The sequence below is a fragment of the Actinomadura sp. B10D3 genome, assembly GCF_039871695.1.
Taxonomy (GTDB): Bacteria; Actinomycetota; Actinomycetes; order Streptosporangiales; family Streptosporangiaceae; genus Spirillospora; species Spirillospora madurae.
On sequence record NZ_JBDPLY010000051.1, the window covers coordinates 1 to 12661 of the forward strand.

Genomic DNA, 12661 nt, shown 5'->3' on the forward strand with positions numbered 1-12661 from the left:
AACGCTGGACCACGCTCCAGCACATCACGCTCAGCCCCAGCCGGATCGGCGATCTCGTCCGGGCCGCCCTCGTCCTAGTCCATTTCGAACACCGCCGGATCACCTGAAAGTCAGTGAGAAAACGTCATTGGGACGTAGACGCCGACGCCGGCGGGCCGCTGGCGCCACCGGGGCCGGATGAGGCGGGATTCGAGCAGGCCAGGGAAAAGTCAGCCTCCCCAGCCGGTCGGGTGTTGCAGGGGTCAGCGTGCTGCTGCGTGATACTGGCAGATTCGCCAGGTGTCTTCGAAATGTTGTGCGACCACGGAGAGGCGTATGGGAAAGGTCTCACCGGTGCGTGCTGTGAAGGTCACATCGGCGAACCCGCCCACGATTCGGTCGCCCAGCCAGGTCGCCCCCAGTATTTGCACGCGCGCCGTGGAGCCCTCGGCTACGTTGTCGTAGTACCCGAAGATCTCGGCCGGGCCCACCAGCAGCCGCGGGCTGATGCCTTGGAACAGGGCGTCCTCCGTGAACAGGGAGGCTAGGTCGGCCGTCCAACGGTTGCCGAAGGCTTTCTGCCAGCGGCCCAGTAGTTCGGCGATGACACCGTCCGCGGCGCGTTTCGTGCTCGCCTCAGTGCGTCCGGTTCCTGTGATGCCGGTCAACGTTGATCGCCTCCAGCGTCGTGAGCGGCGCGTGTCACTGGCATGACGAGCATGCCAAGGGTGAGAACAGCCTGCGCCGTGCCCTCGAGGGTCGGGGAGTGCTGTGCGGCAGGCGCGACCGGCAGGCCCCGCCGTGCGAACCGGCGGGCGGCCGACCGGCCGGTCCCTGGACCGGCGCCAGTGATCACTGCTCCCGGCATCATCGGCTCCCTGCGCTGGAAGATGATCGACGATCGAGACGTTAAGGTGTCACATCGGTGTGAAGGTCAACCTGGAGAAACGAGGGAGCCACGTGCGGATCGGTGCCCTGGCCCGCACGACAGGGGTCAGCCGGCGGTTGCTGCGCTACTACGAAGACCAGGGGCTGCTCCGGCCGCTCCGGCTTCCGAACGGTTACCGCGAGTACTCCGAAGCGGACGTCGCCGCTGTACGCCACATCCGTGTCCTGCTGGCCGCCGGCCTGCCCACCGCGGTCATCGCCCGGCTCCTGCACTGCGTCCAGGACGACGGTGAACGGCTCGTGCCGTCGAGCTGCCCCGGAATGGTCGCGGACCTGCGGCGTGAGCGCCGCCGCATCGCCGAGGCGATCACAAGGCTTCAATCGTCCCAGGGGGCGCTCGACACGTTGCTTACCGCCGCCCTGCAAGGGTCCAGCGATGAAAGCGACCAGCGTGAGCCGGCCCGTCCAGCCGAACCGGCCTGACGACATCAGCGGTACGGCCGTCAGATGAACGGATGGGCGGTCAAGCAGCCCCGAGTGCGGCGGCCGATCGGTCCGGACACTGGTGGAGGTTCGGGGCCAGGGCAATCACCGAGCGTCTTCCCGGGCTCCCCCCCGGCCTCCTCATCTGCGGTCGCAGGCAACGGTTTCTCCAGGTGAAGCTGGGTAGCCTTCCAGGAAACCGATGGGTTGGCGAGATGATCGAATACGACGACGACTCCGTGGAAGAACGGCTGTTCGCGGCGGCTGCCCGGCTGTTCAGCGAGCTGGGGTATGACGCGACCGACACGGCGATGATCGCTGAGGCGTCCGGTGTCGGTACACGTGAGGTGATCGAACGGTATGGCGGCCGGCGGGGGCTTTATCTGTCCGTCCTGGAACGGGCGGGCCGGCAACGTGTGGAGTTCATGGACGGGGTCATGGCCGAGTTCACCTATGACACCGATGGCCTGGTCCGCATGTTCGATCGCTATCTGGACTACTGCATGGCCCACCGAGAGTTCCCCGGCCTGTGGATGCACCGCTGGCTGGCGGACGCCAGCGACCTGCCCAGCCCGGACGTGCATTTCGGCGGGGCGATGCTCGGCAGATGGATCGCCCAGGTGGACAGGGTCATAGCCGACGACCTCGACGCCGGAATGACCATCCGCATGCTCGTCTGGTACATCCACGCCTTCGCCGAAGGCGGTCTGGTGGACAGCGACGGCCACCGCGTGTCACCCGACGACGTCCACACCCTCCAGAGGCTGCGCAGCCACCTTCACAACACGATCCGGCACCTGGCCCCCTGAAGCCGACCTCGTCACGTGATCGCGCCATCCGACGCTCATTCCACCGGCCGAATCCCACCACCCCTCGCTCGTAGAGAGCATTGTCGACCTCGATCAGCGCGTCGTGCCGAGATGCGCCGTCGGCGGTGGCCAGGCGGCCAACGTCATGTCGGCGACGGTGGTCAGGCTGTGTTGTCCAGGAAATCGAGAATCTGCTCGGTGAGGCGCTCGGGGGCGTCCTCGGGAAGGAAATGGCCGGCCTCGGGAATGATCGACAACTGCGCGCCGGGGATGTCGCGGCAGAGCCGTTCGGCGTAGCTGACGGGCTGCCACAGATCATTTTCGCCCCACACGACTCGCACTGGCATCGTCAATGACGGCAGTTGTGACGAGATTTCCTGCGTGTACCGCGAGTCGTAGTGCCTGACCTGATGAGTGAAGAACGAACCCCGACCGGCGACTCCGTCGTGCGGCAGCAGGTAGTTACGCAGGATCGTCTCGTTCATCGACTCAGGGTCGGAAACCGTCATCCGCAGTTGCCGGCTGAGCATCGCGGAGAACTCGCCTTCGTCACGGACGTAGCGCAGGTCGTCGTTGTCGCGGATGATCCGCCGCCATGTCTCCGATGGCCACGAGTCGTAGGTCACCGTGTCGATCATCATCAGCTTGCGTACCCGCTCGGGCCTGTGGACGGCCAAGATCTGACCGATCGCTCCACCGATGTCATGGGCGATGATGGTGGCCGACCCGATCCCCAGCACATCCAACATGGCGGGGAGCAGGTCGGCTTGGGCCGCCACGGAGGTGTCGCGCCCTAGCGGGCGCTCGGATCGGCCAAACCCCAACAGGTCGTAGACCACGGTCTGGAAACCGGCGTCCCGCACCCGCGGCGCGATGTTGCGCCACAAGTAGGAGTGCGATGGAGTGCCGTGGACGAAGACGACGGGATCACCCTCACCCTGCATGGAGAACGCCAGACGCGCACCGTCGACGATGATGTCGTCCCCGGCGAGGGTCGCGAACCCGGCCGGTGCCCGCCGCGGCGTCATGGCGTCACCACGATCTTGCCGAAGAAGCCCTTGGCTGCGAACTCGGCCTGCGCCGCGCCGAGTTCGGACAGCGGGTAGGCCGCACCGAGCAGGGGCTTGATGGCGCCGCGCTCCACGAGTTCGATCAGCGCGGCGAAGTCGTCATGGGAGCCGAAGGACGAGCCGATCACCTCCAGCTGGTTGAGGTAGACCGTGCGCAGATCCGCGTCGACCTGAGGACCGGCGATGGCGCCGGCGACCACATACCGGCCGAGAGGCCGCAACGCCGACAGCAGCCGGCCGAAGGCCGGGCCCGCGACCACATCGGCCACGACGTCGACCTGCTGTCCGAGTGCCCCGGCGATGTCGGCGACATCACGGCCGATGACCGCCCTCGCTCCCAATGCCTCCACGCGTTCAGCCTTGGCCTCACCCGCCATCGCGAACACCGTGGCGCCACGTACACCGGCCAGTTGGACCAAGGCCGACCCCACGCCACCGGAGGCACCCGTCACGAGGATGTCCTCGCCCGCGACCAGCCGAGCACGGTTGAGCATGCGCATCGCCGTGGCGTACGCCGTCGGGAAGGTCGCCAGCTCCGCGTCACTGAGAGCGCTGTCCACGGCATACGCGTTCGCGGCGGGAACCGTGACGAGCTCAGCGAACCCGCCATCGCGCTCACTGCCCAGATAGTCGGTGTTCACGAGCTCTCGCTCGCCGCCCGTGTAGATCATCGGGTCCACCACGACCCGCTCGCCGATGCGAGAGGCCTCCACGCCGTCACCGACCTCGTCGATGCGCCCGACGACGTCGGCGCCCTGGATCCTCGGGAAGGCGAACGGCTCACGGCGCCAACCGGTCTGAACCCCCTCGTCGACGTTGGACCCGTAGGCACCCTCACGCGTCCACACGTCGGTGTTGTTCAGCGCCGCCGCCCCGACACGCAACCGCACCTCCCCGGGCGCGGGCTCGGGATCGGGCACGTCATCACGCAGCTCCAGGGCCTCCGGGCCCCCGAACCTCGTCAACAGCACTGCACGCACAGCGACTCCTTCGTGACTCTCAGGGTGTATACCGATCGGTATAGCGCCGAGGGTGTCAAGGGTTCGGAGCGGTGTCAACCCACCGGTGGGTATAGTCGGCCCATGTCGCAGGGGATGCCGCCGACGCCGGCGGGACGGCGGCTCCTGGCCGCCGCAGCCGAACTTTTCTACGCACAGGGAATCAACGCTGTCGGTGTCGCGACGATCGCCGAAGCGGCGAATGTGACGAAGAAGACCCTCTACGACTGCTTCGGATCCAAAGATGGCATTGTTGTCGCTTACCTGACCCAACGCCACCAGGACTGGCGAAGGGCACTCGAAACCCGGCTGTCGGCCGACGAACCGTCGCCTTTGATGGTCTTCGACTCCTATCTCGATATCCTGCGACGCGAACCGGGGGTTAATGGCTGTGGTTTTATCAACGCAGCCGCGGATCTTCCAGCCGGCCACCGCGCGATGAAAGTCATCCGAGATCACAAGGCGGAAGTCCGCCGGCAGATCGACGCGCTCCTGCCCAGCCGTTATGGCACCGCTTCCGCGTCGGCGCGCGAAACCATTGTCACCCACCTGTTCTACTTGCTGGAAGGCGGCACTGCCGAAGCCGGCTTGCTCGGAAGCCTTAAGCCACTTGAGGACTCCCGACGCATCACGCAGTCACTGCTGACCCTGTAAGCAGAAACGCGCAGCAAGGAGTCTGGCCGCGGGGTTTTCGCTACTCCGCGTCCTACCCTCGGCGGCGTCCCGAACATGGTCTCGAGTCGTGCGTGTGTCAAGCGGCCGATTCTGGGGTCGGTGCGGATCGGCCGTCGGCGACACGGTGTCCAAGCCCGGGGCGAGCACGGCCACCGCCACGCCGATCAGGCTGATCCGCTGGGCCGAGGCGGGTCTATCCGCTGGCCGCCGCCCACGAGTGCGGATCACCGCCTACCCGCACGGTCCGCCCACTCTGGAAAACCACCCCCGGCCGACGAGCTGGCGCGGGGGTTCGCGCTGCTCATGGACGGGACGAGGGACGCTAGGTCATCGCTCCGCGAGCAGCACGCGTAGGGCCTTGTTCTGTTCCTCCAACTCGGTGATGCGTGCCCGAACGGGCGCGAGTGCCTCGGCGAGTTCGGCCTCGGAGTAGCGCGGGGTGATGTGCTGGTGGCAGTTCCAGTTGAGGCCCTCGATGCGGATGACCATCAGCCGTTCCACTCGCCCGTCCGTGCGCTTCTCCATCACTTTCCGCGTCAGTTCGGAATCTTCCTCGAGGGAGGTGACCCGCGCATGTCCGAAGACCTTCAGGCGGGCTCGATGCGGGTAGTCCATGAAGAAGAGGGCCACCCGGCCGTCGGTGCGGACGTTGCCGGTCGTGATGTACTGCCGGTTGCCCCGTACATCGGCGAACGCCAGCGTCCGCTCGTCCAGTACGTGGACGAAGCCCGCCGGACCGCCGCGGTACTGCACGTACGGCCAGCCGGTCTCGCTGACGCTGGCCAGGTAGAACCCGTCCCGGGCCGCGATGAACGCCGCCTCATGCGCGCCGAGTGGATCCGGCGCGTCGCTCCGCGCGAGTGCGCGAACTCCTGCCGAGGCGCTGCCGTTCTCCTTCTGCTCCCGGCGCACGCTCTCCGTGTACGCCAGGTGCGCGTAGCGGCTCATCTAACGCTCTGCCTTTTCGGTGTCCGCCGGTTCGGCCGTGATCGCCGGTTCTGCGTCGAGGATGGCGGTGAGGAGGCCCGGGAAGCGCTTGTCGAGCTCCTCCCAGCGCACCTTGCTTACGCGGGTATTGCCGCGCAACTCCGTCTCGACCAGGCCGCTCTCCCGCAGCGTGCGCAGGTGATGGGAGACCGTGGACCGCTGGACCGGGAGATCGAGCCCACCGCAGGGCGCCTCGCCGGCCTGGGCCAGTAGCCGCACGATCCGCATGCGCACCGGGTCGGCCAGGGCCTGGAGCACGGTCCCGACGTCGACGTGGGCCAGTTCCGGCTGTGGCAGCCGGACGTTCTCCGACGCGCGCATCCAACCTCCATCAAGCTTCGACGACCATCGATAGTTACGATACACGTCGAAATAGTCGATCCACATCGAACAAGGTTGAGATCGCCGACACCGCACAGGTGAAGCGCCGCAGGGCACTGTGGCGCGATCATGCAGCCGCCCTGGCTTTTCCCGGCATCTCCGCCGGGAGAGCGGAGCCCTTCGTCCGGGCTGCTTCCCGACATCAGTGACTTGCTGCACGTACTCGAGATGGCGTCGGCCTGACTGGGAACGCCCACGCGGCCGGAGACCTCAGGGTGGGGGCCGAGGTCGGAGGCATCGGGTGAGTGACGAGATCGACAGGGGCATTCTCATGCCGCCCTGGAGACAAGTTCGCCGACGTCGAGTGGGCTCTGACCGACTCCGGCGCCCCACGCACTCATGATGTGGCGGCCTGGATCGACTGCCATCTTGAACCAGGATGTTGTAGCCCCTGCACCGGGCGATACACATTGCCCCGCGCAGGGCAGGGGCCAGGTCGGGGAGCTGGGTGGCGAGCTTGAGCATGGCGTCCTGGGCCGGCCGCGTCGGACAGGCGATTGCGCTGCTTGGCTGAACATCCGTACCGGCGAGAGGGCTGATTGTCGCCGCCCGACACTTCCGGCTTAGGGGAAGCGGCTGGCCGGCGGACTCGACGTCCACCACGACACCTTCACCATCCGGCGTCTGGGCGTGCCCACGCCCGCGGTCTGCACAGCCCTCGCCGTCAGCATGCTCCGACATCGTTGAGCACCCTCGGACTGGGATCCACCTGCCGGCGCTCATCGAGGTGGTCACGGCACCTCACATTCCCGAGGGCTGCGTCGTCGAAGCATCGAGACCACAGGGACCGTTGCCAGTTCCGCTGGCCGCGGTCACACCTCATCGAACGGAGGAAGGCGATGGCCTCGAGCGATTTCGAAGTCAAGGCGCTCTTGGACAGGCGAGTCGATGCATGCCGGGCAAAGGACGTTGATCGACTCATGGCACTTTATGCCGCAGACATCATCTACTACGACGTGGTTCCTCCGCTCCAGTTCGTGGGGGCCGAGGAAGTCCGCCGCAACTTCGCGCGCTGGTTCGACGAATACGACGGCCCCCTCAGCCTGGAGACCCATGAGCTCAATATCGCGGTGAGTGAGGATGTCGCGTTCGCGCACATGCTTCACCTGGACAGCGGGACCCGCAAGTACGGACTGCCTCAGGGGGCGGTGTGGTTGCGCTCGACGGTCTGCTGCCAGCGGTCAAGGGGCGAATGGTTGATCACGCACGAACATATATCACTGCCTGTTGGCTGGCAGAAAGAGGACGGCTGACGGTCGTTCCGTTCTGCCGCGAACGACCGGTTCACGTCGAGGCCCCGGGACGCGTTTGACGGCGTCCCGGGGCTTGGTCACCACGCGTACGCCTCGGGGGCCGGCTTGGCGCCGTTCGGCGCCGGAGAGGGGAAAAGCTCGTCCAGTTCGGTCAAGGTTGCGGAATTCAGTGTGATCGCAAGTGCACGCAGCGAACCGTCGAGCTGCTCAACGGTTCGCGGGCCGATAATGGGTCCGGTCACGCCATCCTGCGCGAGCAGCCAAGCCAACCCCACGTGAGCAGGGTCTTCTCCGATATCGGCGCACAGCTTCTCGTACGTGCTGATGATCTTCAGGTGTGCGGCGAGGGCGTCGGCCGAGCGACCTGAGTCCCCGCGCGAGGCGCCGCCCTGCTCCCGCTTGCGCAGAACGCCGCCGAGCACCCCGCCGTGCAGCGGCGACCAGGGGATCACGCCGAGCCCGTAGTGCCGCGCGGCGGGCAGCACTTCCAGTTCGATCCAGCGATTCATCAGATTGTAGATCGACTGTTCGCTGACCAGCCCGAGGAAATGCCGCGATCGCGCGGCCTCCTGTGCCTGGGCAATATGCCAGCCGGCGAAGTTGGACGAGCCGAAGTAAAGCACCTTGCCCTGCTGACGGAGGACGCTGAACGCCTCCCACACCTCCTCCCACTGCGTGTTCCGGTCGATGTGGTGCATCTGGTAAACGTCGATGTAATCAGTACCCAGCCGCTTCAGAGACGCATCGCATGCACGCCGGATATGCAGCGCGGACAAGAATTTTTCGTTGGGCCAGCTGCCCATCGGGAGGTAGGCCTTGGTGGCCAGTACCGTCTTCTCGCGCCTGTCACCGCCTCCGGCGAACCACCGGCCGATGATCTGTTCGGTGACGCCCGGACGCGCTCCATACACGTTCGCCGTATCGAAGAAGTTGAGCCCGTGCTCGTGTGCTCGGTCCATAATTTCATGACCTTCTTTTTCGGAGGTCACCGTTCCGAAATTCATGGTGCCGAGCACGAGCCGCGACACGGAAAGTCCGCTACGGCCTAGTTGTGTGTACTCCATCGATTTCCCTTCCGTCGCCCGCGCTCGTCTCCAACCACCTGAGCGTCAGCCGAATTTTCCGAGACGGCCACGACTGCGGACGTATGCAATACAACCCAACTGAGTTCGTGAGACGAACTATATCAGTTCGGATGACGAACTTCAATCTCCTGGTTGGGGCCCTGCATCGGTTCCTCGCCCAGAGGGCTCCCGCGACTACGGGCGATCTTGGTCGTCGAACACCACGTGACGGTCTCTGGGGATGCGTGGTCGATCGCTTTCCGCTGGACCGAGATGATCGGTCGGCTTGCTGGTCGGCAGCCGCTCGGGGGAGAGGCGCCTGATGCCGTGGCCGCTGCGTCGGTCGTCCCACGATGGAAGGAGTACGCGCTGCTGAGCTGATTGGCGTGCGGGTGAGGGCGGGGTCTCGGATCTGCTTTCGCGACGATCCAGCGGTGAGCGGGGCGAGTCGATACTGCCGAGGGCGCGGGTGCGGCCGCGGCGCCGTAGCCGCCGGGGAGCCGCCGCGACGGCCATCGTCTCGTCGCGGTCGAGGATTTTCACCTTCTCGTTGGTCAGAAAATAGGGTCCCGTATCCGGTCGGCCACGCCAGTGCGGCTTCGCATTGCAGCCCGGTAGCGGTCTCAGGTGAGGGCGTTGAGGAACAGGTCTGTCTCGGTGGTGAGGGTCGGCAGTTTGACGGAGGGGTTCTCGGTTCGGGCGAGGAGCATCCCTGCTTCGCAGAGCGCACCGAACAGGAGCTGACAGCGGATGCCCAGGTCGCCGTCGGAGACCCAGCCGTCGGCGGCTGCGGCCCGCATGGCCTGCTTGAGGAGCCGAAGGGTGTGCTGGGTTTCGATCTCGCGGACGGCGTCCCAGCCGAGCGCCGCTGGGCCGTCGAGAAGGATGATCTGCCGAATGCTCGGGTCCAGGCAATGCCGCAGGAAAGTGTGGCAACCGGTGCGCAGGGCCGACCAGCTGTCGGGGGCGGCGGCGCCGGCGTGGGCTAGGGCGGAGGCCAGATGTCGCTCCTGCTGGATGAAGACCGCGCGGAACAACTCCATCTTGCTGTCGAAGTGGTGGTAGGCGGCGCCCTTGGTCATGCCTGCTTCGGCTGCGACGGCCTGGATCGACGTCGCCGCGTAGCCGTCACGGCCGAACAACCGTAGTCCGGCGGCGACCAGGGCCGACGTGGTCTCCTCCGAGCGCTCGGCTTGGGTCCGGCGGGCCATGGCATCCTCCTTGACAAAGATACCGGAGGTATGTAACTTGCGACAGCTCATAACATACCTCAAGTATGGAAGTGATGATATGGATAGCATCGTTCAACGATCAGGTCGCGGCCAGGCAGCCGGTCCGATCGCGGTCTACGGGGCCACTGGGCACACCGGGCGTCTGGTCGCCGCCGAGCTCGCCGCCCGCGGCAAGGACATGGTGCTGGCCGGACGCAGCATCGAAGCCCTTCGCGCACTGGCGGGTGAACTGGATGCACCGGCGCGAGTGCAGGTGGCCGACCTGGACGATTCCGAATCCTTGCGAGCAGTCACCGAGAACGCCGACGTGGTGATCAACTGCGCGGGCCCGTTCTCCCGTTCCGGTGAAGCCGTCGCATCTGCGGCTCTCAGCACCGGCTGCCACTACCTCGACCACGCTGCCGAGCCTCTCTATGTCAAGCATCTGTTCGACGCTCTCCAAGGCAAGGCGCGCGAGAACGGGGCGGTGGTCATTCCCGGCATGAGCTTCTACGGTGCGCTGGCCGATCTGCTCGCCGACCTGGTCACCGCCGGCATGTCCCAGGTGGACACGGTGACGGTCGCCTACGCGGTCAGTGGCTGGCGCATGACCGCCGCATCGAAGAAGACGGCCTTGCAGTTGAACGGCACCGACCGGGTCCTCTACACCGACGGCGTCTATAAGACGGGACCGGGCGGGGGCGCTCCGGAGTCATTCACTTTCCCACCACCGGTCGGCACTCGCTCGGTCTTGGTCGACTATCCGGCCGGTGAAATCGTCACGATCCCTCGACATGTCGGCGCCCGTTCCGTGCGGGCCCTCATGACCACCGACACGTTCACCGAGGACGGTGTGTTCAGCAGCGAGAATCTCGACGCCGCCGCCCGTGCGCAGTCCGCTTTCACCATCGTTGTCCAGGCGACGTCCACCACCGGCACCAGGGCTGCCTTTCTGCGTGGTGAGGATATCTATCACGCAGGCGCCATCACCTCTGTGGAGGCGGCTGCCCGACTCGCCGGCAATCAGTCTGCGAGCCTGGGTGTCCTCAGTGCGGCCGAGGCGTTCTCAGCCGACCGTTTCCTTCACGCGCTCCAGCAACGCGGTCTTTTCACGATCTCCCTGTCGAACAACGGATCAGTGTGATCATAAAGAGATGCCTCGACCGCGCTCGGCCGCATCGCAAAGTGTCCGGCGGCTGTAGGTCAAGCCCGGCGTAGGCGGCCGGGGGCGGCAGGATGCTCTGGTCGACGATGCCGTCGGCTTGGAGTCTCTTGATTGGGTGGCCGAGGCTTCCTCCGCCGCCAGATGGTCCGTCCTCCAGTGGCGTGTTGATCGCGCGCCGGCACGGCGGCGGGCGCGCTCTATGGGACCCACCAGTGCCGGGGCGCGTCCGGGCCCTGCCTGCTACGGGCAGGGCGGCGAGCTGCCGACCCTGACCGACGCCAACGTGGCGCACAAATACCTCAGTGCGCAGGCCCTCGCCGGCGGCCGCATGGCGATGCACCCCGGTTCGGCCGACAAGACGCTGTCGACCGTCGCCGGTCAGCTCGGCGAGGACGTCGCGAGTGCCGCGCGCCGCGCGTACCAGGTGGCGGTGTCGAGCATGACGGCGGCGGTCAAGGCGGTGACCAGCGAACGCGGACGGGACCCGCGCGAGGCCACCATGGTTTCGGCGGGGCTGGTCCCCTCGACGCCGCCGCGCTGGCCCGCGAGCTGGGCATCTCGACCGTGATCGTGCCCGTGCACCAGGGCCTGTTCAGCAGCCGGGGCCTGCTCGTCGCTGACACTGAGCGCTACGAGCTCACCCCGTACCGGCCCGAGTTCGCTGAAGTGAGCACGCTCGCAGCGGAGTTCGAGCGGCTCACCGCAAGAGTGAGCACGGAACTGGGCGCGGACGCCGTCGTGGATCGGTTCCTGGACATGCGCTACCGCGCCAGCGCATCGAACTGCGCATAGGGGTGCCCGACGGCGATCTCACCGGCGAACTGCTGGCCGAGGTGCGGGCCGTCCGGAGCCTCCGCCGGGCGGCCGCTGGGTCCTCGGCCGGTGCGCGACGAAGGCCGCCGGGCTCGCTGTGATTGCGGAGCGAATCACTCCGCTGTAAAGTCCGGCTTGCGGAGCGTTTCGCTCCGCAACGGAGAACCTACCTGGCCGAGGAGCGGGAGAGCTGGAAGCGCGGCGGAGTCACCGACGTGCACGCACTCGTGTTCCGAGCAGCCACGATCGAAGGGGCAACGACCCATGATCAATGTCGCGATCATCATCGGGAGCACACGTCCGGGGCGCAACGGTGAGGCGGTTGCCCGCTGGGTCCACGATCTCGCGGCGAGGCGCGACGACGCCCGATTCGAACTCGTCGACCTCAAAGACTTCGAACTGCCGCATCTCGATGAGGCGATGCCGCCCGCGATGGGACGGTACGAGCTTCCCCACACCAGGAAATGGGCCGACAAGATCTCCTTCTTCGACGCTTACGTGTTCGTCACGCCCGAGTACAACCACTCGACCTCCGGCGCGTTGAAGAACGCCATCGACTTCCTCTACGACGAATGGCACAACAAGGCGGCCGGGTTCGTCGGCTACGGCAGTCTGGGCGGTGCTCGGGCGGTGGAACACCTGCGCCTGATCATGGGCGAACTCAAGGTGGCCGACGTGAGCTCCCAGGTCGCCCTGTCTCTGGCCACCGACTTCGAGAACTTCAGCGCCCTCAAACCGGCCGCCCACCAAGAGCGCGCGGTCCGCGCCATGCTGAACGAGGTCATTGCCTGGGGCGGTGCGCTGAAGGCGCTGCGCGACGGCACCACGCCCGCCCGGCCTTGCGCCCTCACATGATCCCGCCCTCGGCCCGGCCTGAGCCCGGCG

Annotated in this window: 13 protein-coding genes and 1 pseudogene; 7 read left to right on the top strand and 7 right to left on the bottom strand. The window is 66.5% G+C overall.

All coding sequences use genetic code 11. The features are described 5' to 3' along the window. Positions 1-242: 242 nt before the first annotated feature. Positions 243-647 (bottom strand): nuclear transport factor 2 family protein, encoded by a 405-nt coding sequence (locus ABGB11_RS40970; protein WP_347641023.1) that lies wholly within the window; start codon positions 645-647, stop codon positions 243-245. Positions 648-939: 292 nt separating this feature from the next. On the opposite strand from ABGB11_RS40970, the gene ABGB11_RS40975 reads away from it, so the two are divergent. Both ABGB11_RS40975 and ABGB11_RS40980 read left to right on the top strand, forming a co-directional pair. Beyond that, the gene (locus ABGB11_RS40975) at positions 940-1350 is read left to right on the top strand and encodes a MerR family transcriptional regulator (protein ID WP_347641025.1); all 411 of its coding nucleotides are present in this window, start codon (positions 940-942) and stop codon (positions 1348-1350) included. Positions 1351-1523: 173 nt separating this feature from the next. Then, positions 1524-2159 carry a TetR/AcrR family transcriptional regulator gene (locus ABGB11_RS40980; protein ID WP_347641027.1) on the top strand — a complete coding sequence of 212 codons (636 nt, stop codon included), beginning with the start codon at positions 1524-1526 and terminating at the stop codon, positions 2157-2159. A gap of 161 nt (positions 2160-2320) precedes the next feature. Here the strand turns inward: ABGB11_RS40980 and ABGB11_RS40985 are convergent, their stop codons facing one another. Together ABGB11_RS40985 and ABGB11_RS40990 are read right to left on the bottom strand one after the other, a co-directional pair. Beyond that, entirely contained in the window at positions 2321-3187 is an 867-nt protein-coding gene (locus ABGB11_RS40985; RefSeq protein ID WP_347641029.1) for an alpha/beta hydrolase, read from the bottom strand. Then, positions 3184-4209: a zinc-binding dehydrogenase gene (locus ABGB11_RS40990; RefSeq protein WP_347641030.1), complete on the bottom strand. Its 1026-nt coding sequence runs from the start codon at positions 4207-4209 to the stop codon at positions 3184-3186. The genes ABGB11_RS40985 and ABGB11_RS40990 overlap by 4 nt, the downstream gene beginning before the upstream one ends. A 102-nt stretch (positions 4210-4311) precedes the next feature. Between ABGB11_RS40990 and ABGB11_RS40995 the strand changes: the two genes are divergently transcribed. Beyond that, positions 4312-4881: a TetR/AcrR family transcriptional regulator gene (locus ABGB11_RS40995; protein ID WP_347641031.1), complete on the top strand. Its 570-nt coding sequence runs from the start codon at positions 4312-4314 to the stop codon at positions 4879-4881. A gap of 348 nt (positions 4882-5229) precedes the next feature. Here ABGB11_RS40995 and ABGB11_RS41000 read toward each other — a convergent pair whose 3' ends face one another. After that, entirely contained in the window at positions 5230-5850 is a 621-nt protein-coding gene (locus tag ABGB11_RS41000) for a pyridoxamine 5'-phosphate oxidase family protein (protein ID WP_347641032.1), read from the bottom strand. Next, positions 5851-6276: a metalloregulator ArsR/SmtB family transcription factor gene (locus ABGB11_RS41005; protein WP_347641034.1), complete on the bottom strand. Its 426-nt coding sequence runs from the start codon at positions 6274-6276 to the stop codon at positions 5851-5853. It abuts the gene before it with no gap. A gap of 833 nt (positions 6277-7109) precedes the next feature. Here ABGB11_RS41005 and ABGB11_RS41010 point away from each other — a divergent pair. Next, positions 7110-7523, top strand: coding sequence for a nuclear transport factor 2 family protein (locus ABGB11_RS41010; protein WP_347641035.1), 414 nt, complete (start codon positions 7110-7112; stop codon positions 7521-7523). Positions 7524-7600: 77 nt separating this feature from the next. Here ABGB11_RS41010 and ABGB11_RS41015 read toward each other — a convergent pair whose 3' ends face one another. Then, the gene (locus ABGB11_RS41015) at positions 7601-8551 is read right to left on the bottom strand and encodes an aldo/keto reductase (protein ID WP_347641037.1); all 951 of its coding nucleotides are present in this window, start codon (positions 8549-8551) and stop codon (positions 7601-7603) included. A 659-nt stretch (positions 8552-9210) separates the two neighbouring features. After that, a complete protein-coding gene (locus tag ABGB11_RS41020; RefSeq protein WP_347641039.1) occupies positions 9211-9798 on the bottom strand; it encodes a TetR/AcrR family transcriptional regulator in 588 nt (195 codons plus the stop codon). Positions 9799-9877: 79 nt separating this feature from the next. Between ABGB11_RS41020 and ABGB11_RS41025 the strand changes: the two genes are divergently transcribed. The 3 genes and pseudogenes from ABGB11_RS41025 (at position 9878) to ABGB11_RS41035 (ending at position 12631) form a co-directional block, all read left to right on the top strand. Further along, positions 9878-10942 (top strand): saccharopine dehydrogenase NADP-binding domain-containing protein, encoded by a 1065-nt coding sequence (locus ABGB11_RS41025; protein ID WP_347641040.1) that lies wholly within the window; start codon positions 9878-9880, stop codon positions 10940-10942. Between the two features lie 220 nt (positions 10943-11162). Beyond that, positions 11163-11755 (top strand): annotated as a pseudogene (locus tag ABGB11_RS41030) (hydantoinase/oxoprolinase family protein). 285 nt (positions 11756-12040) lie between these two features. Continuing rightward, positions 12041-12631 (top strand): NAD(P)H-dependent oxidoreductase, encoded by a 591-nt coding sequence (locus ABGB11_RS41035; RefSeq protein WP_347641042.1) that lies wholly within the window; start codon positions 12041-12043, stop codon positions 12629-12631. Positions 12632-12661: the final 30 nt, after the last annotated feature.

What these genes read in the sequence shown, in the direction of transcription:
- ABGB11_RS40985 (WP_347641029.1), bottom strand. Translation starts at nt 3,187, where the DNA reads ATGACGCCGCGGCGGGCACCGGCCGGGTTCGCGACCCTCGCCGGGGAC.
- ABGB11_RS41025 (WP_347641040.1), top strand. Translation starts at nt 9,878, where the DNA reads ATGGATAGCATCGTTCAACGATCAGGTCGCGGCCAGGCAGCCGGTCCG.
- ABGB11_RS41000 (WP_347641032.1), bottom strand. Translation starts at nt 5,850, where the DNA reads ATGAGCCGCTACGCGCACCTGGCGTACACGGAGAGCGTGCGCCGGGAG.
- ABGB11_RS41035 (WP_347641042.1), top strand. Translation starts at nt 12,041, where the DNA reads ATGATCAATGTCGCGATCATCATCGGGAGCACACGTCCGGGGCGCAAC.
- ABGB11_RS40995 (WP_347641031.1), top strand. Translation starts at nt 4,312, where the DNA reads ATGTCGCAGGGGATGCCGCCGACGCCGGCGGGACGGCGGCTCCTGGCC.
- ABGB11_RS41020 (WP_347641039.1), bottom strand. Translation starts at nt 9,798, where the DNA reads ATGGCCCGCCGGACCCAAGCCGAGCGCTCGGAGGAGACCACGTCGGCC.
- ABGB11_RS41010 (WP_347641035.1), top strand. Translation starts at nt 7,110, where the DNA reads ATGGCCTCGAGCGATTTCGAAGTCAAGGCGCTCTTGGACAGGCGAGTC.
- ABGB11_RS41005 (WP_347641034.1), bottom strand. Translation starts at nt 6,276, where the DNA reads ATGTGGATCGACTATTTCGACGTGTATCGTAACTATCGATGGTCGTCG.